This window comes from Pseudomonas sp. R3-57 (genome assembly GCF_051132065.1).
Lineage (GTDB): Bacteria > Pseudomonadota > Gammaproteobacteria > Pseudomonadales > Pseudomonadaceae > Aquipseudomonas.
In genome coordinates this window covers 4,089,160-4,114,082 of the sequence record NZ_CP071655.1, presented here as the reverse complement: position 1 = coordinate 4,114,082, position 24,923 = coordinate 4,089,160, and the positions used below count along the sequence as shown (strand labels likewise).

Genomic DNA, 24,923 nt, shown 5'->3' with positions numbered 1-24,923 from the left:
GTTCTCTAATCAGTTTGAGGCTTTGAGTTTGGCGGACTGGCTGCGGCGCGAGGCGGGCAGCAATCGGGCAATCGGTTCGGCGCTGGCGCTGTGCTGGCCGAAGTTGGCGTTGTAGGTGGCAATGATTTCGCCGGCGATGGAGATGGCAATTTCCACCGGCAGTTTGCCTTTGACTTCGCTGATGCCCATCGGGCAGCGCATGCGTTGCACCACGCTGGGGTCGAAACCGCGATCACGCAGGCGATGTTCGAACTTGACCCGTTTGGTCTTCGAGCCGATCAGGCCGAACCAGGCGAAGTCGTTGCGTTTGAGAATGGCGGCGGTGAGATCAAGGTCGAGTTGATGGTTGTGGGTCATGACAATGCAATAGCTGCCGGCGGGCAGATCATCGATTTCATCCACAGGCTCTTCGCTGACGATTTTACGCACGCCGTGAGGGATGTGTTCAGGGAATTCGGCCTCGCGCGAATCGATCCAGCGCACCCGGCAGGGCAGGCTGGCAAGCAGCGGCACCAGGGCGCGACCGACGTGGCCGGCACCGAATACAGCGATCTGCGCCTGCACCTGGCCCATCGGTTCGAACAGCAACACCGTCGCGCCACCGCAGCACTGGCCGAGGCTGGCGCCGAGGCTGAAACGCTCAAGATGGGTGTCCTGCTTGCCGCTGGCGAGCATGTCGCGGGCGATCTGCATGGCCTTGTATTCCAGATGCCCGCCACCAATGGTGTCGAACATCCGGTGGGCGCTGACGACCATTTTCGAGCCGGCATTGCGTGGCGTCGAGCCGAGCTCTTCGATGATCGTCACCAGCACACAGGGTTCGCCCTGGTTCTGCAGGTCGGCGAGGGCGTCGATCCAGTTGTACATAGTTCACCCCTACAACATCGTTGTCTGTTCGGGCCTCATCGCTGGCAAGCCAGCTCCCACAGTGATTTGTGGTGACCACAAAATCTGGACTCAACTCAAATCCTGGGAGCTGGCTTGCCAGCGATTGGCCGTGCCTCGGTCCTAGAGCGGAGCCAGCTCGGTTTCAGCCGCAACAGCTTTCACCGCTTTGAACTGGCGCATCTGCTCACACCCCCACAGCACTCGCTCCGGGGTCGCCGGCGCGTCGATTTTTGGCTGATGTTTGTAGTCACCGAGGCTCGCCACCGCATCCTTGATCGCGCACCACGCAGCAATCCCGAGCATGAACGGCGGCTCGCCCACAGCCTTGGAATGGAACACCGTGTCTTCCGGGTTCTTGCGGTTTTCCACCAGTTTCACCCGCAGGTCCAGCGGCATGTCTGCCACGGCCGGAATCTTGTAACTGGCCGGGCCGTTGGTCATCAGCTTGCCCTTGTTGTTCCAGACCAGCTCTTCCATGGTCAGCCAGCCCATGCCCTGGACGAAACCGCCCTCGACCTGACCGATGTCGATCGACGGGTTCAGCGAGGCGCCGACGTCGTGAAGAATGTCGGTGCGCAGCATCTTGTACTCGCCGGTCAGGGTGTCGACGATCACTTCGCAGCACGCCGCGCCGAAGGCGAAGTAGTAGAACGGACGACCACGGGCCTGACTGCGGTCGTAGTAGATTTTCGGGGTCTTGTAGAAGCCAGTGCTCGACAGCGACACCTGATTGAAATACGCCTGCTGGACCAGCGCTTCGAAGGTCAGAATGTGCTCACGCACGCGCACATGGCCGTTGCGGAACTCGACGTCTTCTTCGCTGACCTTGAAATGCCGCGCGGCGAATTCGACCAGACGTTGCTTGATGGTTTCTGCCGCGTTCTGCGCCGCTTTGCCGTTTAGATCGGCACCGCTCGAAGCAGCGGTTGGCGAGGTATTCGGTACCTTGTCGGTGTTGGTCGCGGTGATCTGCACGCGGTCGATGTCGACCTGGAACACTTCAGCCACAACCTGGGCGACTTTGGTATTCAGGCCTTGGCCCATTTCCGTGCCACCGTGGTTCAGATGGATGCTGCCGTCGGTGTAGATGTGGATCAACGCGCCGGCCTGGTTGAGGAAGCTGGCGGTGAAGGAAATGCCGAATTTCACCGGGGTCAGCGCCAGACCCTTTTTCAGGATCGGGCTGTTGGCATTGTAGCGACGGATCGCTTCGCGGCGCTCGGCGTACTGGCTGCTTGCTTCCAGTTCAGCGGTCATCTCTTCGAGCATGTTGTGCTCGACGGTCTGGTAGTAGTGCGTGACGTTGCGTTCGGTCTTGCCGTAGTAGTTGGCCTTGCGCACCGCCAGCGGATCAAGGTTGAGGTGACGGGCAATCGCGTCCATCACCTCTTCGATGGCGACCATGCCCTGCGGGCCGCCGAAGCCGCGATAGGCAGTGTTCGACGCGGTGTTGGTCTTGCAACGGTGACCGTTGATGGTCGCATCGCCGAGGTAATAGGAGTTGTCAGAGTGGAACATCGCGCGGTCGACGATTGACGCCGACAGGTCCGGCGAGCAGCCGCAGTTACCAGCCAGGTCCATATTGATCCCGTGCAGGCGGCCGCTGCTGTCGAAGCCAACGTCGTACTCGACATAGAACGGGTGGCGCTTGCCGGTCATCAGCATGTCTTCGACACGCGGCAGGCGCATCTTGGTCGGCTGGCCGGTGAGGTGCGCGACTACCGCGCACAGGCATGCCGGGCTGGCGGCCTGGGTTTCCTTGCCACCGAAACCACCGCCCATGCGGCGCATGTCGACGACGATCTTGTTCATCGACACGTCCAGCACTTCGGCGACCAGTTTCTGCACTTCGGTGGGGTTCTGCGTCGAGCAGTAGACGATCATGCCGCCGTCTTCGGTCGGCATCACCGAGGAGATCTGCGTCTCCAGATAAAAGTGTTCCTGACCGCCGATGTGCAGCGTGCCCTGGATGCGGTGTTCGGCGCTGGCCAGCGCCGAAACGGAATCGCCGCGCTGGTGGGTGTGGCTGTCGAGTACGAAGTGGCGCTTGCGCAGGGCTTCGACCACATCGAGCACCGGTTCGAGGTCTTCGTATTCGATGATCGCGGCCATCGCCGCTTTGCGTGCGGTTTCCAGATCCTTCGCCGCGACGGCGAGTACCGGCTGGCCGACAAACTGCACATCGTCGATGGCCAGTAGCGGATCGCCGGGCAGCAACGGGCCGATGTCTTTCAGGCCGGGGACGTCTTCGTGGGTGATGACGATGCGCACGCCTTCGAAGGCGTAGCAGGGCTGGGTGTCGATGCTGAGGATTTTCGCGTGGGCGCGGTCCGACAGACGCACGTACAGGTGCAATTGATTGGGAAATTCCAGGCGATCATCGATGTACTGCGCTTCACCGGACACGTGCTTGGCGGCGCTGTCGTGCTTGACGCTGCGGCCGACGCCGGTGGTCAGGTCTTTGGCGAACAGTTCAGCCAGTTCAGCTTGAGTTTTCTCTACGCTGTGATGGTTAGACATAAGCGGTCACCCGAGTCTCGATGTGCGGTGTTTGCAGTTCGATGAAGTATTTGCGCAGCAGATTCTGCGCGCTGAGCAGGCGATATTCCTTGCTGGCGCGGAAATCGCTCAGCGGCGTGAAGTCCTCGGCCAGTGCGGCGCAGGCACGTTCGATCACGGCGTTATTGAACGGCTGACCGAGCAGTACGGCCTCGCAATGCGCGGCGCGTTTCGGAATGGCCGCCATGCCGCCAAAGGCCACGCGGGCGTCGGCGATCACGCCGTTTTCCACGCGCAGATTGAAGGCTGCGCAGACGGCCGAGATGTCGTCGTCCAGACGCTTCGACACTTTATAGGCACGGAACAACTGCTCGGCGCTGGCGCGCGGGACGATGATTTTCTCGATGAACTCACTTTCCTGACGGGCCGTGACGCGGTAATCGATGAAGTAATCTTCCAGATTCAGCGTGCGGCGGGTCTCGCCTTTGCACAGCACGATATGCGCACCGAGGGCGATCAGCAGCGGTGGCGAATCACCGATCGGCGAGGCGTTGCCGATGTTGCCGCCGAGCGTGCCCTGGTTGCGGATCTGCAAGGACGCGAAGCGCTGCAGCAGTTCGCCAAAGTCCGGGTACTCGGCTTTCAGCGCTTCGTAGCAGTCGGAGAGGGCGGTCGCGGCACCGATTTCAATGCGATCTTCAAAGCGTTCGATGCGCTTCATTTCGGCGACGTTGCCGACGTAGATCATCACCGGCAAGGTGCGGTGAAACTGCGTCACTTCCAAGGCCAGGTCGGTACCGCCGGCGAGCAGGCGCGCTTGTGGATAAGCGTCGTAGAGATCGGCCAGGTCGGCCACTGTCAGCGGTACAAGACAGCGCTTGTCGCCGCTGTTGAGCTCGCCGATATCGGTCGGGGCGATGGCTTTGAGGCGGGCAATGGTTTCGGCTTCGCGGGCGTCGAACTGGTCGGGCTGTTTAGCGCAGCACGATTGCTCGGCCGCCGCCAGAATCGGCCGGTAGCCGGTGCAGCGGCAGAGGTTGCCGGCCAGCGCTTCGTGGGCCTTGGCGTGATCCGGGGCATCGCTGTTCTTTTGCAGGGCAAACAGCGACATGACGAAACCGGGGGTGCAGAAGCCGCACTGCGAGCCGTGGCACTCGACCATCGCTTGCTGGACGCTGTGCAGTTGGCCTTGGTGTTTGAGGTCTTCGACGCTGATCAGTTGTTTGCCATGCAATGACGAGACGAAGGTCAGGCAGGAATTGAGGCTGCGATAGCGAATGTGCTCACGCCCGGCGTCATCCGTCTGCAACTCGCCGACCACCACGGTGCACGCGCCGCAGTCACCGCTGGCGCAACCTTCTTTGGTGCCAGGCTTGCCGACATGTTCGCGCAGGTAATTGAGCACAGTCAGATTCGGGTCCAGGGCGTGCTCGCTACGGAGTTCCTGGTTAAGTAAAAACTGGATCACGGAAGGCCTCGCAGACTCATTATTGTTGTTAACCGACGTGAACCGAATTTAGCAGGTCTGACTTTTCGGTCAATGGTTTTCTGACTTAAAGGTCAGGAAAATCGGTTTCGCCGATCAACAACGTGTCTATTCAGTATTGACCCTCATCGGTCACTGCGCTTTTTTGCGGGAATCGTGCCAAAAACCGCTGAGTGGGCACTCCGCCATGACCGTGCATTTGCGCTACACTGCGCCGCTTGTGCAGATCGATAGAGTTTGAAGGACAACCATGACGTTCAAGGCGCCGGACAGCCTCGCCGAGCAAATCGCTCACCACCTCGCCGAGCGCATCATTCGTGGCGAAATGAAACCCGGAGAGCGCATCCAGGAACAGAAGGTCACGCTGGCGCTCAACGTCAGCCGCGGTTCGGTCCGCGAAGCCTTGCTGATCCTCGAACGCCGCCACCTGATCGCGATCCTGCCGCGGCGTGGCGCCCACGTCACCGAACTCACTGCGCACAAGGTGCAGAGCCTGTGCACGCTGATGAGCGAGCTGTACATCCTGCTCGGCAATTCAGTGGCCAACGGCTGGCAAGTGCAGTCGGACATGGCGCCGTTCGTGCAGATCCAGCAGCGTCTGACCGGGCATTACGAACGCGGCGATATCCGCAGCTTTGTCGATGACAGCTTCGCGGTGATGCGCGCGGCTTATCCGTTCGCCAACAACCCGTATCTGCAGGAAACCGTCGAGAACCTGCAGCCGGCGATGAGCCGCGCGTACTTTCTCGCCCTCGAACAGCGCAAGGCGGAAATGAGCGAGTTCCTCGAACTGTTCGAACGCCTGCTCGCCGCCGTACTCGCCCGTGATTTGCCGCAGATCCGCATCGTGTTGACGGCATACGCCCAGCGCAGCTGCGATCTGGTGGTGTCTGCCCTGACGGTTGCTTAAGCGTGCGGCTCAAGTGCATCAAACTGGCGGGATTCAAATCCTTCGTCGACCCGACCACGGTGAACTTCCCCAGTAACATGGCGGCAGTGGTCGGGCCGAACGGTTGCGGCAAGTCGAACATCATCGACGCCGTACGCTGGGTGATGGGCGAAAGTTCGGCGAAAAACCTTCGCGGCGAGTCGATGACCGACGTCATCTTCAACGGCTCGACCAGCCGCAAACCGGTGAGCCAGGCGAGCATCGAGCTGGTCTTCGACAACTCCGACGGCACACTGCTCGGCGAATACGCGGCGTACGCGGAAATCTCCATTCGCCGCAAAGTCACCCGCGACAGCCAGACCACCTATTACCTCAACGGCACCAAATGCCGGCGCCGCGACATTACCGATATCTTCCTCGGCACCGGCCTCGGCCCGCGCAGCTACTCGATCATCGAGCAGGGGATGATCTCCAAGCTGATCGAGTCCAAGCCCGAAGATCTGCGCAACTTCATCGAAGAAGCCGCCGGTATTTCCAAGTACAAGGAGCGTCGGCGCGAGACCGAAAACCGCATCCGCCGCACCCACGAAAACCTCGCGCGCCTGACCGACCTGCGTGAAGAGCTGGAGCGCCAGCTCGAACGCCTGCACCGACAGGCCGAAGCGGCGAAGAAGTACCAGGAATTCAAGGCCGAGGAGCGTCAGCTCAAGGCGCAACTGTCGGCGCTGCGCTGGCAGGATCTGAACGAGCAGGTCGGTCAGCGCGAGTCGATCATCGGGACCCAGGAAATCAGTTTCGAGGCGCTGGTTGCCGAGCAGCGTAATGCTGACGCGGCCATTGAGCGCTTGCGCGACGGCCACCACGATCTGTCCGAGCGCTTCAATCTGGTGCAGGGGCGGTTCTATTCGGTCGGCGGCGACATCGCTCGGGTCGAGCAAAGCATCCAGCACGGCCAGCAACGCCTGCGCAAATTGCAGGACGATCTCAAGGAAGCCGAACGCGCGCGGCTGGAAACCGAATCGCACCTGGGTCACGACCGCACATTGCTGCTGACCCTTGGCGAAGAGCTGGACATGCTCACCCCCGAGCAGGAAGTCACCAGCGCCGCCGCCGAAGAAGCTGCCGCTGCACTGGAAGATTCCGAAAGCGTGATGCACGGCTGGCAGGAGCAGTGGGACGCGTTCAACCTGACCTCCGCCGAACCGCGGCGTCAGGCCGAGGTGCAGCAGTCGCGCATTCAGCAACTCGAAGCGAGCATGGAGCGTCTGGCCGACCGGCAGAAACGTCTCGGCGAAGAGCGCGCGCTGCTGTCTGCCGACCCGGAAGACGCGGCGATCATGGCGCTCAACGAGCAGCTTGCCGAGTCCGAAGCGACTCTCGAAGATTTGCAGACCAGCGAAGAAGCGCAGGTCGAAAAACTCGAACAACTGCGTCAGGAATTGCAGCAGGCGCTGACCGCGCAGCAACAGGCGCAGGGCGATCTGCAGCGGCTCAACGGGCGCCTCGCGTCCCTTGAAGCCCTGCAACAGGCGGCGCTTGATCCGGGCACCGGCACCGCCGAATGGCTGAAGGAACACAATCTCACCGAGCGCCCGCGTCTGGCCGAAGGCCTCAAGGTCGAGGCCGGTTGGGAGCTGGCGGTGGAAACCGTGCTCGGCGCCGATCTGCAAGCGGTGCTGGTCGATGACTTCAGCGGCTTCGATTTGTCCGGCTTCAGCCAGGGCGATCTGCGCCTGCTCAGCCCGGCCAGCGATGGCGTGCGCGTGGCTGGCAGTCTGCTGGATAAAGTCGATGCGCAGATCGATCTGTCGCCGTGGCTCGGCCAGGTCAAGCCGGTCGACAGTCTCGAGCAGGCCTTGGCTTTGCGCGGGCAGCTCGGCGCTGGCGAAAGCCTGATCAGCCGCGATGGCTATTGGGTCGGTCGGCACTTTTTGCGCGTGCGCCGGGCCAGCGAAGCGGAAAGCGGCATGCTCGCCCGAGGGCAGGAAATCGAAGCACTGCACCTCGAACGCGAGGAGAAAGAAGCCACGGTCGAGGCCATGGAAGCGCGCCTGCAAACCCTGCGTGCGCAACAGCGTCAACAGGAAAACGGTCGCGAACATCTGCGCCGTCTGCTGCAGGACGAAGCTCGTCAGCAAGGTGAATTGAAAGCGCAGTTGTCCGCCGGCAAAGCCAAGGCCGAGCAACTGACCTTGCGTCGCACGCGCCTCGATGAAGAGCTGGTCGAGCTCGCCGAGCAGCGCGAGCTTGAGCACGAGCAGGTCGGCGAAGCGCGCATGCACTTGCAGGAAGCGCTGGACGCCATGGCGCTCGATACCGAGCAGCGCGAGTTGCTGCTGGCTCAGCGCGACAGCCTGCGCGAACGCCTCGACCGGGTGCGTCAGGAAGCCCGTCAGCACAAGGATCACGCGCATCAGTTGGCCGTGCGTCTCGGCTCGTTACGTGCGCAGCACGACTCCACGCGCCAGGCGCTGGAGCGTCTGGAAATGCAGGCCGAGCGCCTCACCGAAAAGCGCGAACAGTTGAGTCTGAATCTGGAGGAGGGCGAGGCACCGCTGGAAGAGCTGCGCCTGAAACTCGAAGAACTGCTCGACAAGCGCATGACCGTCGACGAAGAACTCAAGACCGCACAGATCGCCCTGGAAGACGCCGACCGCGAACTGCGCGACGCGGAAAAACGCCGCACCCAGGCCGAGCAGCAATCGCAACTGATTCGTGGCCAGCTCGAACAGCAACGCATGGAATGGCAAGCCCTGACCGTGCGGCGCAAGGCCTTGCAGGATCAGTTGCTCGAAGACGGCTACGATCTCAACGGCGTGCTCGCGACATTGACCGCACAGGCCAGTGAACGCGAAGCCGAAGAAGAACTCGAACGCATCAACGCGCGGATTCAACGCCTGGGCGCGATCAACCTCGCGGCCATCGACGAATACACGCAACAATCGGAGCGTAAACGTTATCTGGATGCGCAGGATGCCGATCTGGTCGAAGCGCTGGAGACTCTGGAAAACGTCATTCGCAAGATCGACAAGGAAACCCGCAACCGTTTCAAAGATACCTTTGATCAGATCAATGGCGGTTTACAGGCGCTTTTTCCAAAAGTTTTCGGTGGCGGGCGCGCGTATTTGGAACTGACGGGCGAAGATCTACTCGATACAGGGGTGACGATCATGGCGCAGCCGCCCGGAAAGAAGAACAGCACCATCCATTTGCTCTCCGGCGGCGAAAAAGCCCTGACGGCACTGGCCCTGGTTTTTGCCATCTTCAAGTTGAATCCGGCGCCGTTCTGCATGCTCGACGAAGTTGACGCACCGCTGGATGACGCTAACGTTGGACGCTACGCACGCCTGGTCAAAGAGATGTCGCAGACCGTGCAATTCATCTATATCACCCACAACAAGATCGCCATGGAAATGGCCGAACAGTTGATGGGCGTGACGATGCATGAGCCGGGTTGTTCGCGGCTGGTGGCGGTGGATGTCGAGGAGGCGATGGCGATGGTGGACGCCTAGCGGCGCAGCTGCGAGTTACAAGCTCCGAGCTGCAAGTGGACGGCTTGCAGCTTGGCGCTTAAAGCTTGTAGCTGCGAAGCCGTTGATCGTGCTAGTTTAATGTCAATTTTTCGTATACGTGGGCAAAACGCCTGTCAGAACATAGAGTTGGCGCCACGTTTTAAAGCGGTTTGCACAATGTAAACCCCTTATTTTTCAGCATTTTTTATAGAGGCACGGGATTACATGGAAATCGGTCTGCGCGAGTGGCTGATCGTCATCGGCATCATAGTGATAGCCGGTATTCTTTTCGATGGCTGGCGCCGTATGCGCGGCGGCAAGGGAAAACTGAAATTCCGTCTTGACCGAAGTCTGTCCAACCTGCCGGACGAGGACAGCAGCGCCGAGCTGCTGGGCCCGGCCCGCGTACTGGACACGCACAAGGAACCGCAACTGGACGAGCACGATCTGCCGTCGGTGAGCATGCCGGCCCGTGAAGCCCGCGAGCCGCGCGAATCCGGCTCGAAACGTGGCAAGCGTGGCAGCAATGGCCCGGCGCAGGGCGACCTGAACCTTGACCTCGATCTGGACGGTGGCCCGAGCTTCAACAGCCGTGACGACGACTTCGCTGAAGACAGCAAGCCTTCGCCGGCCGTGGCCGACAAGGATCAGCCGCAAGCCGAAGAAGTCCTGGTGATCAGCGTGATCTGCCGCGACCCGGCCGGTTTCAAAGGCCCGGCGTTGTTGCAGAACATCCTCGAAAGCGGTCTGCGTTTTGGCGAGATGGATATTTTCCACCGTCACGAAAGCATGGCCGGCAACGGCGAAGTGCTGTTCTCCATGGCCAACGCGGTCAAGCCGGGCATTTTCGATCTGGACGACATCGACCATTTCAGCACCCCGGCGGTGAGCTTCTTCCTCGGCCTGCCAGGCCCGCGTCATCCGAAGCAAGCCTTCGACGTGATGGTGGCCGCGGCCCGCAAGCTGTCGCAGGAACTCAATGGCGAGCTGAAAGATGACCAGCGCAGCGTGCTGACCGCGCAGACCATCGAGCACTACCGCCAGCGCATCGTCGAATTCGAGCGCCGCGCGCTGACCCAGAAGCGCTGATACAAAAGGTTGTTCCTGTTTAACGGGACGATCGGCAGAATGATTGAGCAGCCTCGGCTGCTCTTTTGCTTTATGAGAGAACACCATGACCGCCGCGAAAAACCGCATCCTCGAGCTGCGCGCTGAACTCGACCAGCACAACTACCGCTACCACGTTCTTGACGAGCCGAGCATTCCGGACGCCGAGTACGATCGGTTGTTCCACGAGCTCAAGGCGCTGGAAGCGGCCAATCCGGAACTGATCACCAGCGACTCGCCGACCCAGCGCGTCGGCAGCGTGGCGCTTACCGCGTTCACTCAGGTGCGGCATGAAGTGCCGATGCTCAGCCTCGGCAACGCCTTCGAAGAAACCGACATGCGCGAGTTCGATCGCCGCGTGACCGAAGGCCTGGACATGCCTGCGGGCGATCTGTTCGGCGGCGGGGCGGCCGTGGAATACAGCTGCGAGCCGAAACTCGATGGCCTGGCGGTCAGCCTGCTGTATCAAGACGGCGTATTGGTGCGGGGCGCTACGCGCGGCGACGGCACCACCGGTGAAGACATCAGCGTCAACGTGCGCACCGTGCGCAATATTCCGCTCAAGCTGCACGGCGAAGGCTGGCCGGCGACGCTGGAAGTGCGCGGCGAAGTGTTCATGTCCAAGGCCGGTTTCGAGCGGCTCAACGCCTCGCAACTGGAAATCGGCGGCAAGACCTTCGCCAACCCGCGCAACGCCGCGGCCGGTAGCCTGCGCCAGCTCGATTCGAAGATCACCGCCAACCGGCCGCTGGAATTTTGCTGCTACGGCATCGGCCAGGTTTCGCATGATATTTCCGACACCCACATCGGCAACCTCAAGCAGTTGCAGAAGTGGGGCATGCCGATCAGCCACGAACTGAAACTGGCCAAGGGCATCGACGAATGCCTGGACTATTACCGCGACATCGGCGCGCGCCGCGACTCGCTGGCCTATGAAATCGATGGCGTGGTGTTCAAGGTCAATAGCATTGCCGACCAGCGCGAACTGGGTTTCCGCGCCCGTGAGCCGCGCTGGGCGATCGCGCACAAATTCCCGGCCATGGAAGAACTCACCGAACTGCTCGACGTTGAATTCCAGGTCGGCCGCACCGGCGCAGTAACGCCAGTGGCGCGCTTGAAACCGGTGAAAGTCGCCGGCGTCACCGTCGCCAATGCCACGCTGCACAACATGGACGAAGTCGCGCGGCTGGGGCTGATGATCGGCGACACGGTGATCATTCGCCGCGCCGGTGATGTGATTCCGCAAGTGGTGCAGGTGGTCACTGAACGTCGCCCGGCGCACGCGCGAGCAGTGGAAATTCCGCAGAGCTGCCCGGTCTGTGGATCTCACGTCGAGCGCACGCAACTGATCAAACGCAGCAAGGGCAAGGAAACCGTCAGCGAAGGTGCGGTGTATCGCTGCGTCGGCCGTCTGGCCTGTGGCGCGCAACTCAAGCAGGCGATCATTCATTTCGTCTCGCGCCGGGCGATGGACATTGAAGGGTTGGGCGACAAGAGCGTCGAGCAGTTGGTCGACGAGGGGCTGGTCAATTCGCCGGCCGATCTGTATGCGCTGAAGTTCGACGACATCGTCGATCTGGAAGGCTTTGCCGAGGTGTCCAGCAACAAGCTGTTGAAGGCCATCGAGGACAGCAAACAGCCGGGCCTGGCGCGCTTTATCTACGCACTCGGCATCCCCGATGTTGGCGAGGAGACGGCCAAGGTGCTGGCACGCTCGCTGGGTTCGCTGGAGCGGGTGCAGCAGGCTTTGCCGCAAGTGTTGACCTACCTGCCGGACGTCGGTCTGGAAGTGGCTCACGAGATCCACAGCTTCTTTGAAGATGCGCATAACCAGCAGGTCATCAGCGAGTTGCTTGGCCACGGTTTGCAGATTCAGGATCAGGGCGAACTGGGCGCCGAGTTCGCCGCGAGCACCACGCTGGGTGGTTTTCTCGACAAGCTGCATATTCCTTCGGTGGGCCCGGGTGGCGCGCAGAAACTTGCCGACAAGTTCGGTTCGCTGGAAGCAGTGATGACCGCCGACTGGCTGGACATGCGCCAGGCCTTGCCGGAGAAGCAGGCGAATTCGGTGCGCGAGTTTTTCGCCGTACCCGAGCATCGGCAACTGGCCGAGGCGTCGGAAAAACAGCTGCGTGATTTCGGCATGCACTGGCAGAGCGAGAAGAAAGTTGTCGAAGGCTTGCCGTTGTCCGGTGAGACCTGGGTGCTGACCGGCAAAGTCGAATTGATGAGCCGCGATGTCGCCAAGGAGCATCTGGAAAGCCTCGGCGCGAAAGTCGCGGGTTCGGTGTCGGCCAAGACCCATTGCGTAGTCGCCGGCCCCGGTGCTGGCTCGAAACTGACCAAGGCCAATGAGCTGGGCGTGAAGGTCATGGATGAGGAGGCGTTTATCGCTTTCCTCAAAATCCATGGTATTTCCGTATGAACTCGACCTGATCGTTACCACGCGGAGCGTGGGAACGATCAGTCGAGAAGGCGTGGGAACGATCAGGTGGAGAGCGTGCGGCGATGCTTGGGAACGATCTTCGCGCCAGGATGATCTAGTCTTGGCCAGTCCCAGGGAGAGATCGCCATGCACCGCTTCTTCGAGCAGCTCAGTTCCCGCATCATCGCGCCGTTCATGGCCGGGTCTTCACGCAACAGCAAAATCTGGCCGTGCCGCTGCGGCCAGTCTTTGTTCTTTCGCAACAGCCAGTGCCTGGCCTGCAACGCCTTGCTTGGCTATCAACCCGAAGAAAGCCACCTGACCTCGCTGCAACCGGGGCCGCAAGAAGGCACGTGGACGCTGGACGTCGATCCCGACGCCGGACTGTTTCGCCGTTGCGCCAATCTCGATACGCCCGCTGCGTGCAACTGGCTACTGCCGGCCAACGATCACGACAGCCTGTGCATCGCCTGCAGCCTCAATCGCACCATTCCCGATCTGTCCGTCCCGGAAAACCCGGAACGCTGGCGCAAAGTCGAAATCGCCAAACGCCGCCTCGTCGCGCAACTGATCACCCTCGGCCTGCCGGTCATCCCGAAAAGCGTCGACGAAGAAACCGGGCTGGCCTTCGATTTCATCGGTATTGACCTCGAAGGCAACGCGCCGATGACCGGGCACGCCAACGGCCTGATCACCCTCGACATCAAGGAAGCCGACGACGCCCACCGCGAGCAGGTGAGGGCGCAGATGCACGAACCCTATCGCACGTTGCTCGGGCATTTTCGCCATGAGGTCGGCCACTATTACTGGGATCGTCTGATCGCCAACGGCCCGTGGCTCGGCGCGTTCCGAAGCCTGTTCGGCGACGAGCGCGCCAGTTACGCCGAAGCGCTCGATCGGCATTATCAGCAGGGCGCCCCGCTGGACTGGCCGCAGCATTACGTCAGCGCCTACGCGACCATGCACCCGTGGGAAGACTGGGCGGAAACCTGGGCGCACTACCTGCACATGATGGACGCGGTGGACACCGCGCTGGGCTTCGGCATGAGCGCGCGGGAAATGGACTTTGACTATCAACCGTTTCCATCCAGCACGCTGTACGACCCCGAACATCCCGGTGGCGAAGCGTTTCTGTCATTCGTCAACGCGTGGATCGAACTGGCCGGCATGCTCAACGAATTGTCGCGCAGCATGGGTCAGCCGGATTTCTACCCGTTCGTTCTGCCGGCTGCGGCGATTGCCAAGCTGCACTTCATCCATCTGGTCATCCAGCAAGCTGGCGGCAGGGCCGACGAGGTGCTTCAGGCGCAATAGCAAGTGCTTGAGCCCCTTGATATTTTTAATCTGCAACCAGGGTTGTAACTTCGTCTCAGACAGGTACAATGGCGCGGCTCGCCGACAGGCAAGCGTCGTTATGGTGACCCCATCGGTCCCCCCGCAACGATTACCCGTGAACCTGGTCAGAGCCGGAAGGCAGCAGCCACAGCGGGAACATTGTGTGCCGGGGTGTGGCTGGTGGGGTTGCCACCTTAACGAACAATCGAACGCTTCAACCAGAACTGCATGGGTTTCGCCCACTGCGGTTTTTTTGTGTCTGTGATTTACCGGAGCGACACAAATCCCCTGTAGGAGTGAGCCTGCTCGCGATAGCGGTGTCTCAGTCGAAATAGATGTGTCTGACACACTGCTATCGCGAGCAGGCTCACTCCTACAGGGGTTATCGGGTGTTGTCGGAATGGCCGGTATAGAGCCGGATAATCTCCTCAATCTCCCCCGACGTCTTCATCCGCAGCAACGTGCGCAATATCCGCTGCACCGGCACGTTTGGATCGTTCCTCACGTAACAGCCCACCTCCTGCTCCTGCAGCACCGCCACCGCTTGCAGTTGTTCCGCCGGCAGCAGGCGTTGATTGAACCAGTCCAGTGTCCACTGGTTGCTCACGGCGTAGCGATAACGCCCGGCCAGCAGTTTTTCCAGCACTTGTTCCTGATTGCGCGCGTCTTCGCGTTGCAGTTGATCGGCCTCGAACAGTGATTGCAGGGTCGGGTAGGTGTAGCCGCGCACCGTGCCGATGGCCTGGCGGGGCAGGCGCGCGGGATCAATGTCCGCAGGCTGGTCCTTGCGGCTGATCAGCAGGTCGCGCTGGAACAGCAGCGGCACGCTCCACAGGTAATCGCCGGACTGATTCGGCAGCCACGACTGGGCGGCATAGCAGCGCACATCGATCTCGCCATTTTCCATGGCGCTTTGCACGCGGGCCCGCGGCAGCACGATGAATTCGGCCGGCACGCCGACCTGTGTTGCGAGGCTGAGCATCAGGTCGAAGAGGATGCCTTGGGTTGGGCGGTTGCGTTCGAGTTGCACCATCGGCATCGCCCAGCTGTCAGACACCGCGAAGCGCAGCGGCGGTTCGGCGGCCGTCGCGCTCAGGCTGATACCCAGCAATGCCCCCATGGCCCACCGCATAAATGCTCCGGTCGTTGCCCATCCCGAGCCGATAAAAGCCTCTGCTGATGCAGCTTAGCCATTTTAGGCGCGGACACCGGATGCAATTTTGCCCTTGCTCCGCTAGCATTAGCCGCTTCAGCTTCCTTCGTTGCGACGGTTTTCGATGAGTTATCAGGTTCTTGCACGTAAATGGCGTCCGCGCTCGTTCCGCGAAATGGTCGGCCAGACCCATGTGCTCAAGGCTCTGATCAATGCCTTGGACAGCCAGCGGCTGCACCATGCGTACCTGTTTACCGGGACGCGCGGGGTCGGCAAGACGACCATTGCGCGGATCATTGCCAAATGCCTGAACTGTGAAACAGGTATCACCTCCAGCCCATGCGGCGAGTGCTCGGTGTGCCGGGAAATCGATGAGGGCCGTTTCGTCGACCTGATCGAGATCGACGCCGCCAGCCGGACCAAGGTCGAAGACACTCGCGAGCTGCTCGACAACGTGCAGTACGCGCCGAGCCGTGGGCGCTTCAAGGTCTACCTGATCGACGAAGTGCACATGCTCTCCAGTCATTCTTTCAATGCGCTGTTGAAAACCCTCGAAGAGCCGCCGCCGTACGTCAAGTTCATCCTGGCGACCACCGATCCGCAGAAACTTCCGGCAACGATTCTCTCGCGCTGCCTGCAGTTCTCCCTGAAGAACATGACGCCTGAGCGCGTGGTCGAGCATTTGACCCACGTGCTGACCGCGGAAAACGTGCCGTTCGAAGACGATGCGCTGTGGCTGCTCGGTCGCGCCGCTGACGGCTCGATGCGTGACGCCATGAGCCTGACCGATCAGGCCATCGCTTTCGGTGAAGGCAAGGTCCTCGCCACCGACGTGCGCGCGATGCTCGGCACGCTGGATCACGGCCAGGTCTTTGACGTCCTGCATTCGTTGATCGAAGGCGACGCCAAGGCCTTGCTTGAAGCCGTGCGTCATCTGGCCGAGCAGGGCCCGGACTGGAACGGCGTGCTCTCGGAAATTCTCAACGTGTTGCACCGTGTCGCCATCGCCCAGGCGTTGCCCGAAGGTGTCGACAACGGCCATGGCGACCGTGACCGTGTGTTGGCGCTGGCCCAGGCGTTGCCGGCCGAAGACGTGCAGTTCTATTACCAGATGGGCCTGATCGGTCGCCGCGACTTGCCGCTGGCGCCGGACCCGCGCGGTGGTTTCGAGATGGTTCTGCTGCGCATGCTGGCCTTCCGACCGGCCGACACGGCGGACGCCCCGAGGCAGCCGCTAAAGCCAGTGGGGATCAGCCAGGCCACAGTTGATTCCGCAAACGCCGTGGCTGCCGCGCCCAAGCCTGCGCCGGTGGTCGCCGCGCCAGTTGCGCCAGCGCCGACGCCAGTGGCAGCACCTGCACCTGCACAGGCCGCTGCGCCCGCGCCAGTTGCAGTCGCTGAACCGGAACCCGTGGCAGAGCCTGAGCCCATGGCCGTCGAAGCGGTGGTTGATCTGCCGTGGAACGACCCGGTAGAAGCCGAGGCTGAACCTGCGCCGGCGCAGCAACCCGCCGTCGAGCCGGTGCTGGAAACCGCCGCCGAGCAACCCGAGTTGCCGCCGATGCCGCTGCCGACCCCGGACAGCGTCGTCCCGGACGCACCGGAGTGGGCCGCTGCGCCGATTCCCGAGCCGTCGGTCGCCGACGTCGATGCCGCCACACCGGGCATGGATCTCGACGATGAGCCGCCGCTGGACGAGGACTACATCGAGCCGGACATCGATTCGGCCTACAGCTACCTCGACGAACTGGCCAGCGAACACGCCGCCGACCCCGAACCGGAACCCGAGCCTGAACCGGCTGCGGCCCCGGCCACCGGTCTGGCTGCGCAATGGCTAGAGCTGTTCCCGAAACTGCCGATCTCCGGCATGACCGGCAGCATCGCCGCCAACTGCACGCTGATCGCGGTGGATGGCGACCATTGGCTGATGCACCTCGATCCGGCGCACAGTGCGCTGTTCAACGCCACCCAGCAACGACGTTTCAACGACGCGCTGAACCAGTTCCACGGGCGCACGCTGAGCCTGACCATCGAATTGATCAAGCCCGAGCAGGAAACCCCGGCCCAGGCGGCCTCGCGGCGCCGCGCCAACCGTCAGCGCGAGGCGGAGGAGTCGATCCACGGCGATCCGTTCATCCAGCAGATGGTTCAGCAGTTCGGCGCGGTGGTGCGACACGATACTATTGAACCTGTCGACGCCTTGGTCACCCAAGGCTAATAACTGTAGGTGCCCGGCCAACATCGCCGGGCGCTGTTTTGATCCAAGTACATTTGAGGTGATTACCATGATGAAAGGTGGCATGGCCGGCCTGATGAAGCAGGCGCAGCAGATGCAGGAAAAAATGGCCAAGATGCAGGAAGAACTGGCCAACGCCGAAGTCATCGGCAAGGCCGGCGGCGATATGGTCACCGTGGTGATGACCGGTCGTCATGACGTCAAGAGCGTGACTATCGACCCGAGCCTGGTCGAAGGCATGAGCGAAGACGACAAGGAAATGCTCGAAGCCGTGGTCGCTTCCGCCGTCAACGACGCGGTGCGCAAGATCGAAGCCAACAGCCAGGAAAAAATGGGCAGCATGACCGCCGGCATGAACCTGCCAGCGGGTATGAAACTGCCATTCTGATTCGCCAACCGGCGGCAGATGAGCTACACAAAATGCCAGGCATAGCGCCTGGCATTTTTGTTTCTGCCGGGGCAGATGGGGCGCCAGGTGAACCGCCATCGCGAGCAGGCTCGCTCCTACAGGGAACGCATTCCAAATGTAGGAGTGAGCCTGCTCGCGATCGAGTCCGCCGCGGTCTCACAGAATAAACATCGAACCGCCTCATGCCACAAGGGTCTGCTCCCTATACCGCCGAATTCCAATTCACAGGAGACGCTGACATGTCCGATCCTCTCACCCTCAACCAACGCTTCGTCCTCGCCTCGCGGCCGACCGGTGCGCCGACGCCGGAGAACTTTCGTCTTGAACGCGAAGCGTTGCCGGATCTCGAAGACGGTCAGGTGCTGCTGAAAACCCTGTACCTGTCGCTCGATCCGTACATGCGCGGGCGCATGAGCGATGCACCGTCCTACGCCGCGCCAGTGCAGATTGGCGAAGTGATGACCGGCGGCGCGGTCAGCCGGGTCGAGGATTCGCGTCATCCGAAATTCCACAAGGGCGATCTGGTGGTTGGCGCGACCGGTTGGCAAAGCCACAGCATCAGCGACGGCCGTAACATCATTCCGATCCCCGCCGGCCTGCCGAGTCCGTCCATGGCCCTCGGTGTGCTCGGTATGCCGGGGATGACCGCGTACATGGGCCTGATGGACATCGGCCAGCCGCAAGAAGGCGAGACCCTGGTGGTCGCCGCTGCTTCCGGTGCGGTCGGTTCGGTGGTCGGCCAGGTGGCGAAGATCAAAGGTCTGCGCGTGGTCGGTGTGGCCGGCGGTGCCGAGAAGTGCCAATACGTGGTCGATGAACTCGGTTTCGACGCGTGCATCGACCACAAGGCGGATGATTTTGCCGAGCAATTGGCCGAGGCGTGCCCCGAGGGCATCGACATTTATTTCGAGAACGTCGGCGGCCATGTTTTCGAAGCGGTGGTGCCGTTGCTCAATCCCAAGGCGCGGATTCCGTTGTGCGGCCTGATTGCCGGGTACAACGCCTCGGAAGCACCGAAGGGCCCGGATCGTTTGCCGCTGCTGCAACGCACGTTGCTGACCAAGCGTATACGCATTCAGGGCTTTATCGTCTTCGACGACTACGGTGACCGCCAGCCGGAATTCATCAGCCACATGGTGCCGTGGGTGCGCGATGGCAAAGTCAAATTCCGCGAGGACGTGGTCGAAGGCCTGGAGCAGGCGCCCGAGGCGTTTATCGGCCTGCTGGAAGGGCGCAACTTCGGCAAACTGGTGGTGAAGGTCGCCGAGGACTGAGCATTTGACGCTGGCCGGAGGCGCGGGTATAAACCGCGTCTCGTTGTTTTGTCGGACTTTTCCCCATGAGCTTCAGCCCTTTGATTCGCCAACTGATCGACGCCCTGCGCACCTTGCCCGGCGTCGGTCAGAAAACCGCCCAGCGCATGGCGTTGCAGATGCTCGAGCGCGATCGCAGCGGCGGCGTGCGTCTGGCCCAGGCGCTGAGTCAGGCCATGGAAGGCGTCGGTCACTGCCGGCAATGCCGCACGCTGACCGAAGACGATCTGTGCCCGCAATGCGCCGATAACCGCCGCGACGACACGCTGTTGTGCGTGGTCGAAGGGCCGATGGATGTCTATGCCGTCGAGCAGACCGGTTTCCGTGGGCGTTATTTCGTACTCAAAGGGCATCTCTCGCCGCTCGACGGGCTCGGGCCTGAGGCGATCGGCATTCCGCAGTTGATGGCGCGGATCGAAGAGGCGGGCACCTTTACCGAAGTCATCCTCGCCACCAACCCGACGGTGGAAGGTGAAGCGACCGCGCATTACATCGCGCAACTGTTGCAGCACAAAGGCCTGATCGCCTCGCGCATCGCTCACGGCGTGCCGTTGGGTGGCGAGCTGGAACTGGTCGATGGCGGCACGCTGGCGCATTCGTTTGCCGGGCGTAAGCCCATCTCTCTGTAAGTTCTTTACGGTCTGTTCTGGCCTCATCGCTGGCAAGCCAGCTCCCACAGGTTTCTTTGTTGAACACAATATTTGTGAACGCCCGAGATCCCTGTGGGAGCTGGCTTGCCGGCGATGGCCGCACCTCGGCCCGTCAGATTCATACAATTATGTTGAAAACCAAGCAAGCGCTCGGTTAAGTTCGGCGAACCCCTCTGCGGAGTTCGCCCATGCCTGCCTTCCAGGAATACTTCGACCCCAGCCATCAATTGGTCCGCGACAGCGTCCGGCGTTTCGTCGAACGCGAGATTCTGCCGGACGTCGATCAGTGGGAAGAAGCCGAAAGCTTCCCGCGTGAGCTGTACCTGAAGGCCGGCGCGGCGGGCATCCTCGGCATCGGTTATCCCGAAGCGCTCGGTGGCAGCCATGAGGGCGATCTGTTTGCCAAGGTCGCCGCCAGTGAGGAGTTGATGCGCTGCGGCTCTGGCGGGTTGGTGGCGGGGCTGGGCTCGCTGGACATCGGCTTGCCACCGATCGTCAAATGGGCGCGGCCTGAAGTGCGCGATCGCGTGGTGCCGCAAGTGCTCAGCGGCGTGAAGATCAGCGCCCTGGCGGTGACCGAACCCGGCGGCGGTTCCGACGTCGCCAACCTGCAGACCCGCGCTGTGCGTGATGGCGACTGTTACCGGGTCAGCGGCAGCAAAACCTTTATAACCAGTGGCGTTCGCGCCGATTTCTACACCGTCGCAGTGCGCACCGGTGCGCCGGGTTTCGGCGGTATCAGCCTGCTGCTGATCGAGAAGGGCACACCGGGCTTCACCGTCGGCCGCTCGTTGAAGAAGATGGGCTGGTGGGCGTCGGACACCGCCGAGCTGTTCTTCGACGATTGCCGTGTGCCGGTGGGCAATCTGATCGGCGCCGAGAACATGGGTTTCGCCTGCATCATGGGCAACTTTCAAAGCGAACGCCTGGCCCTGGCGCTGATGGCCAACATGACTTCGCAGCTTGCGCTGGAACAAAGCCTGAAATGGGCGCGCGAGCGTGAGGCCTTCGGCAAACCGATTGGCAAGTTCCAGGTGATCAAGCATCGTCTCGCCGAAATGGCCACGGCGCTGGAGGTGTCGCGGGAATTCACCTATCGGCAAGCGGCGAAGATGGCGGCGGGGCAGAGCGTGATCAAGGAGATCTCCATGGCGAAGAACTTTGCCACGGACACCTCCGATCGGATCACCAGCGAAGCGGTGCAGATTCTCGGCGGGCTCGGTTACATGCGTGAAAGTCTGGTGGAGCGGCTGTATCGGGATAACCGCATACTGTCGATTGGCGGCGGCACGCGGGAAGTGATGAACGAGATCATCAGCAAGCAGATGGGACTTTGATCTGATCGTTCCCACGCGCAGCAAAGGAATGCAGCCCGGGACGCTCCGCGTCCCTATCGCAAGCTGCTGGCCTCATCGCTGGCACGCCAGCTCCCACATGTTCAGGGGCATACACAATATTTGTGAACGACCGAAATCACTGTGGGAGCTGGCTTGCCAGCGATAGCGTCAGTAAAGGCGCTACTATTTATCGGTCAAGGCAAACTGCGTCAGGCAGAACGTCGGAATGCCCATGTCCTGCAGGCGCTGCGAACCTTGCAGCTCCGGTAAATCAATGATCGCTGCGGCTTCATGCACCCGCGCGCCCATGCGGCGGATCAGGTTGGCGGCGGCGATCAGCGTGCCGCCGGTGGCGATCAGGTCATCGAACATCACCACCGAATCGCCTTCGCAGAGGCTATCGGCGTGCACTTCCAGAAACGCCTCGCCGTACTCGGTGGCGTAACCTTCGGCGAGCACGTCCGCCGGCAGTTTACCTTGCTTGCGGAACAGCACCAGCGGCTTGTTCAACTGATAGGCCAATACCGAACCGATCAGAAAACCCCGGGCATCCATCGCACCGATGTGGGTGAAGTCGGCTTCGACATAGCGGTGGGCGAAGCTGTCCATCACCAGGCGCAGCGCGGTCGGCGACTGGAACAGCGGGGTGATGTCGCGAAAGATCACGCCCGGCTTCGGGAAGTCGATCACAGGGCGGATAAGGGATTTGATGTCGAAGGAGTCGAAGACCATCGTCGAGGTGTCCTGGCAGGGCTGCAAACGGCGCAGTATACCCGCGGCTGAAACGATTCGCTCAACCGCGGGTCGTGATCAGCCTACTCAGCCTTCGATGGAGCCACCGGCCAGCGCGCACAGCTGGATCGGGTCGAGGATATGAATTTCCTTGCCCTCGGCGGCGATCAGTTGGTTCTGCTGGAAACGTGTGAACACCCGCGACACGGTTTCCACCGCCAGGCCCAGATAGTTGCCGATTTCATTGCGCGACATGCTCAGGCGGAACTGGTTGGCCGAGAAACCGCGGGCGCGGAAACGTGCGGACAGGTTGACCAGGAACGTGGCGATGCGCTCGTCGGCGGTTTTCTTCGACAGCAGCAACATCATTTGCTGGTCGTCGCGGATTTCCCGGCTCATCACGCGCATCAGCTGACGGCGCAGTTGCGGCAGTTGCAGGGCCAGTTCGTCGAGACGTTCGAAAGGGATTTCGCAGACCGAGGTGGTTTCCAGTGCCTGGGCCGATACCGGATGTTTCTCGGTGTCCATGCCGGACAGGCCGACCAGTTCGCTCGGCAGGTGGAAGCCGGTCAATTGCTCTTCGCCGCCATCGCTGAGGCTGAAGGTCTTGAGGGCTCCGGAGCGTACTGCATAAACGGAATCGAACGTGTCGCCCTGGCGGAACAGGAATTCACCTTTTTTCAACGGGCGACCGCGTTTAACGATTTCGTCCAGCGCATCCATGTCTTCCAGATTCAGCGAGAGTGGCAGACACAGCGGGGCCAGGCTGCAATCCTTGCAATGGGCCTGGGTGTGAGCGCGCAGTTTGACTGGCTCGGACATTTCTTCAATCCTTGTGGGAAAACACACATAAGACGTAAGGGTAACTCACCGAAGGACCTTCAGGCCAGCGTATGAAGGCGTTGTCCCACAGACATCAAGCCTGCGCAAACGCCGCCGATAAACCGGTATCAGAATGCATGAAAGGAAGGATCCGATGACTGCCATTGGCACGCTAGGCCCCGGTAACAGCGGCGTTCCGGCATTACCGGAGGTCGCCAGCCACGACGCCGCCAGCGAGAGCGACGCTGACGCGTTGCACAGCGCAACCCCGACCTTGGTCGAGGGCGTCAAAGTGTCGCTGTCCGGTGCGTCGATCGCCAAGGCCGCCAGCGTCGGCGGTGAAAACAGCGATATCGACAACAGCGGCCTGCCGGAGAACATCCAGCAGCTGTTGAAGATGATCCGCAAGTTGCAAAAACAGATTGCCGAAAAGAAGGCGCAGATGAACAAGGTCATGGCCGACAAGACCCTGTCCAACGAAGAACGGATCAACAAGCTCGCCGCCTTGCGCGGTGCCATCGCCGCGCTGAACAGCGGCGTGGTCACCGCCAGCCTGGCCCTGTCCAAAGTCATGGGCCAGTCGGCAATGACCCCGGACCAGAACCTCAAGGTCGGCGCCTTGCTCACCAAGAACTAGATCACCCGTGAAAAGCGTTGACGGTTCTGTTGTTGCAGGTACGCATCGAACACCATGCACACCGAGCGCACCAGCAGGCGCCCGGCTGGCAGCACGTTGATCCGCTCGCGATCCAGTTCAATCAGGCCGTCATCGGCCATGCCCTGTAGTTGCGGCCACAGCTCAACGAAATAGCCCTGAAAGACGATATTGAAACGCCGCTCGATGTCGGCGAAGTGCAGGCTGAAGTTGCAGATCAGTTGCTGAATCACTTCGCGGCGCAAACGATCGTCAGCGTTGCACACCAGGCCCCGGCTGGTCGCCAGTTGTGCGCTTGCCAGGGTGGTTTGGTATTGGTTGAGATCGCTGTTGTTCTGGCAGTACAGGTCACCGATCTGGCTGATCGCCGAAACGCCCAGGCCAATCAGGTCGCAATGACCGTGGGTGGTGTAGCCCTGAAAGTTACGTTGCAGGGTCTGTTCTTCCTGAGCGATCGCCAGTTCATCGTCGGGCAGGGCGAAGTGATCCATGCCGATGTAGCGATAGCCGGCGGCGGTGAGCTGCGCAATGGTGCGTTCGAGCATTTCCAGCTTTTGCGCCGGCGCCGGCAGTTCGTGGCCATTGATCCGCCGCTGCGGCATGAAGCGTTCCGGCAGATGCGCGTAGTTGAACACCGAGAGCCGATCCGGCTGCAGGCTGATGACTTCTTCGACGGTGCGCGCGAAGTTGTCCGGGGTCTGTTTGGGCAGGCCGTAGATCAGGTCGATGTTGATCGAGCGAAATTGCAGGGTGCGCGCGGCATCGATCACTGCGCGGGTTTCTTCAAGGCTTTGCAGGCGATTGACGGCGCGCTGCACGGCCGGATCGAGGTCTTGCAGGCCGATGCTGACGCGGTTGAAACCCAGCTCGCGCAGCAGGCCCATGGTCGACCAATCGGCCTCGCGGGGGTCGATTTCGATGCCGTAATCGCCGGAGTCGTCATCCAGAAGGTTGAAATGCTTGCGCAGGTGCGCCATCAGTTGCCGCAGTTCGTCGTGGCTGAGGAAAGTCGGCGTGCCGCCACCAAAGTGCAGTTGCTCGACTTTCTGGGTCGGATCGAGGTGGCAGGCGATCAACTGGATTTCCTGCTCCAGCCGTTGCAGGTACGGCGCGGCGCGTCCGCGGTCCTTGGTGATGACCTTGTTGCAGGCGCAGTAGTAGCAGATGTTCGCGCAGAACGGCACGTGCACATACAACGACAACGGGCGCTGGGCTTTGCGGCTGTCGCGCAGGGCATGGAACAGATCGAAGGTGCCGACCTGACCGTGAAATTGCACGGCAGTCGGATACGAGGTGTAGCGCGGCCCCGCCAGGTCATAGCGGCGGATCAAATCGGTGTCCCAACGAATGGCGTCGAGCATGCGGGCATTCCCCCGGATAGGCTGGCAGTGTGGGCGAGTTTATCGGGGGGCGGCGGTGAGGCTGTTGATTTGCATCAAAGGGCAGGAGGTGTGTTGATCATGCGGGCCTCTTCG

18 protein-coding genes and 1 other RNA gene are annotated in these 24,923 nt (G+C 61.4%); 12 read left to right on the top strand and 7 right to left on the bottom strand.

The genetic code is table 11. The features are described from left to right. Positions 1–9: 9 nt before the first annotated feature. The 3 genes from xdhC to xdhA all read right to left on the bottom strand — a co-directional run bounded on the left by xdhC (position 10) and on the right by xdhA (position 4,855). On the bottom strand, positions 10–867 hold the full coding sequence (gene xdhC, locus J3P93_RS18450) for a xanthine dehydrogenase accessory protein XdhC (protein WP_434590499.1): 858 nt from the start codon (positions 865–867) through the stop codon (positions 10–12). A gap of 141 nt (positions 868–1,008) precedes the next feature. Continuing rightward, on the bottom strand, positions 1,009–3,408 hold the full coding sequence (xdhB, locus tag J3P93_RS18445) for a xanthine dehydrogenase molybdopterin binding subunit (protein ID WP_434590496.1): 2,400 nt from the start codon (positions 3,406–3,408) through the stop codon (positions 1,009–1,011). Continuing rightward, a complete protein-coding gene (xdhA, locus tag J3P93_RS18440; protein ID WP_434590493.1) occupies positions 3,401–4,855 on the bottom strand; it encodes a xanthine dehydrogenase small subunit in 1,455 nt (484 codons plus the stop codon). The genes xdhB and xdhA overlap by 8 nt, the downstream gene beginning before the upstream one ends. A 268-nt stretch (positions 4,856–5,123) precedes the next feature. On the opposite strand from xdhA, the gene J3P93_RS18435 reads away from it, so the two are divergent. The 6 genes from J3P93_RS18435 to ffs all read left to right on the top strand — a co-directional run bounded on the left by J3P93_RS18435 (position 5,124) and on the right by ffs (position 14,327). Then, a complete protein-coding gene (locus J3P93_RS18435; protein ID WP_093103020.1) occupies positions 5,124–5,783 on the top strand; it encodes a GntR family transcriptional regulator in 660 nt (219 codons plus the stop codon). A gap of 2 nt (positions 5,784–5,785) precedes the next feature. Beyond that, positions 5,786–9,274 (top strand): chromosome segregation protein SMC, encoded by a 3,489-nt coding sequence (smc, locus tag J3P93_RS18430; RefSeq protein ID WP_434590490.1) that lies wholly within the window; start codon positions 5,786–5,788, stop codon positions 9,272–9,274. Positions 9,275–9,499: 225 nt separating this feature from the next. After that, positions 9,500–10,363, top strand: coding sequence for a cell division protein ZipA (gene zipA, locus J3P93_RS18425; protein WP_090282571.1), 864 nt, complete (start codon positions 9,500–9,502; stop codon positions 10,361–10,363). Positions 10,364–10,448: 85 nt separating this feature from the next. Beyond that, entirely contained in the window at positions 10,449–12,806 is a 2,358-nt protein-coding gene (gene ligA / locus J3P93_RS18420; protein ID WP_434590485.1) for an NAD-dependent DNA ligase LigA, read from the top strand. Between the two features lie 147 nt (positions 12,807–12,953). Further along, positions 12,954–14,120 carry a zinc-binding metallopeptidase family protein gene (locus J3P93_RS18415; protein ID WP_434590483.1) on the top strand — a complete coding sequence of 389 codons (1,167 nt, stop codon included), beginning with the start codon at positions 12,954–12,956 and terminating at the stop codon, positions 14,118–14,120. A 110-nt stretch (positions 14,121–14,230) separates the two neighbouring features. Beyond that, positions 14,231–14,327, top strand: an RNA gene (ffs, locus tag J3P93_RS18410) — signal recognition particle sRNA small type. Between the two features lie 196 nt (positions 14,328–14,523). On the opposite strand, the gene J3P93_RS18405 is transcribed toward ffs, so the two are convergent. Next, entirely contained in the window at positions 14,524–15,273 is a 750-nt protein-coding gene (locus J3P93_RS18405; protein WP_434590481.1) for a substrate-binding periplasmic protein, read from the bottom strand. A gap of 145 nt (positions 15,274–15,418) precedes the next feature. On the opposite strand from J3P93_RS18405, the gene dnaX reads away from it, so the two are divergent. The 5 genes from dnaX (at position 15,419) to J3P93_RS18380 (ending at position 21,239) form a co-directional block, all read left to right on the top strand. Next, complete coding sequence (gene dnaX / locus J3P93_RS18400; protein WP_434590478.1) at positions 15,419–17,512, top strand: DNA polymerase III subunit gamma/tau; 2,094 nt, start codon at positions 15,419–15,421, stop codon at positions 17,510–17,512. 67 nt (positions 17,513–17,579) lie between these two features. After that, positions 17,580–17,918: a YbaB/EbfC family nucleoid-associated protein gene (locus J3P93_RS18395; RefSeq protein WP_093103000.1), complete on the top strand. Its 339-nt coding sequence runs from the start codon at positions 17,580–17,582 to the stop codon at positions 17,916–17,918. A gap of 260 nt (positions 17,919–18,178) precedes the next feature. Further along, positions 18,179–19,213 (top strand): NADP-dependent oxidoreductase, encoded by a 1,035-nt coding sequence (locus J3P93_RS18390; RefSeq protein WP_434590474.1) that lies wholly within the window; start codon positions 18,179–18,181, stop codon positions 19,211–19,213. A 65-nt stretch (positions 19,214–19,278) separates the two neighbouring features. Further along, complete coding sequence (gene recR / locus J3P93_RS18385; RefSeq protein WP_090282578.1) at positions 19,279–19,881, top strand: recombination mediator RecR; 603 nt, start codon at positions 19,279–19,281, stop codon at positions 19,879–19,881. A gap of 209 nt (positions 19,882–20,090) precedes the next feature. Further along, on the top strand, positions 20,091–21,239 hold the full coding sequence (locus J3P93_RS18380) for an acyl-CoA dehydrogenase family protein (RefSeq protein WP_434590471.1): 1,149 nt from the start codon (positions 20,091–20,093) through the stop codon (positions 21,237–21,239). 183 nt (positions 21,240–21,422) lie between these two features. On the opposite strand, the gene J3P93_RS18375 is transcribed toward J3P93_RS18380, so the two are convergent. Beyond that, positions 21,423–21,971: an adenine phosphoribosyltransferase gene (locus J3P93_RS18375; RefSeq protein WP_024012326.1), complete on the bottom strand. Its 549-nt coding sequence runs from the start codon at positions 21,969–21,971 to the stop codon at positions 21,423–21,425. Between the two features lie 87 nt (positions 21,972–22,058). After that, entirely contained in the window at positions 22,059–22,793 is a 735-nt protein-coding gene (fnr, locus tag J3P93_RS18370) for a fumarate/nitrate reduction transcriptional regulator Fnr (RefSeq protein ID WP_434590467.1), read from the bottom strand. Between the two features lie 154 nt (positions 22,794–22,947). Between fnr and J3P93_RS18365 the strand changes: the two genes are divergently transcribed. Continuing rightward, entirely contained in the window at positions 22,948–23,430 is a 483-nt protein-coding gene (locus J3P93_RS18365; RefSeq protein ID WP_434590464.1) for a hypothetical protein, read from the top strand. Here J3P93_RS18365 and hemN read toward each other — a convergent pair. After that, positions 23,427–24,809 carry an oxygen-independent coproporphyrinogen III oxidase gene (hemN, locus tag J3P93_RS18360; protein ID WP_434590462.1) on the bottom strand — a complete coding sequence of 461 codons (1,383 nt, stop codon included), beginning with the start codon at positions 24,807–24,809 and terminating at the stop codon, positions 23,427–23,429. The genes J3P93_RS18365 and hemN overlap by 4 nt on opposite strands. Between the last annotated feature and the right edge of the window lie 114 nt (positions 24,810–24,923).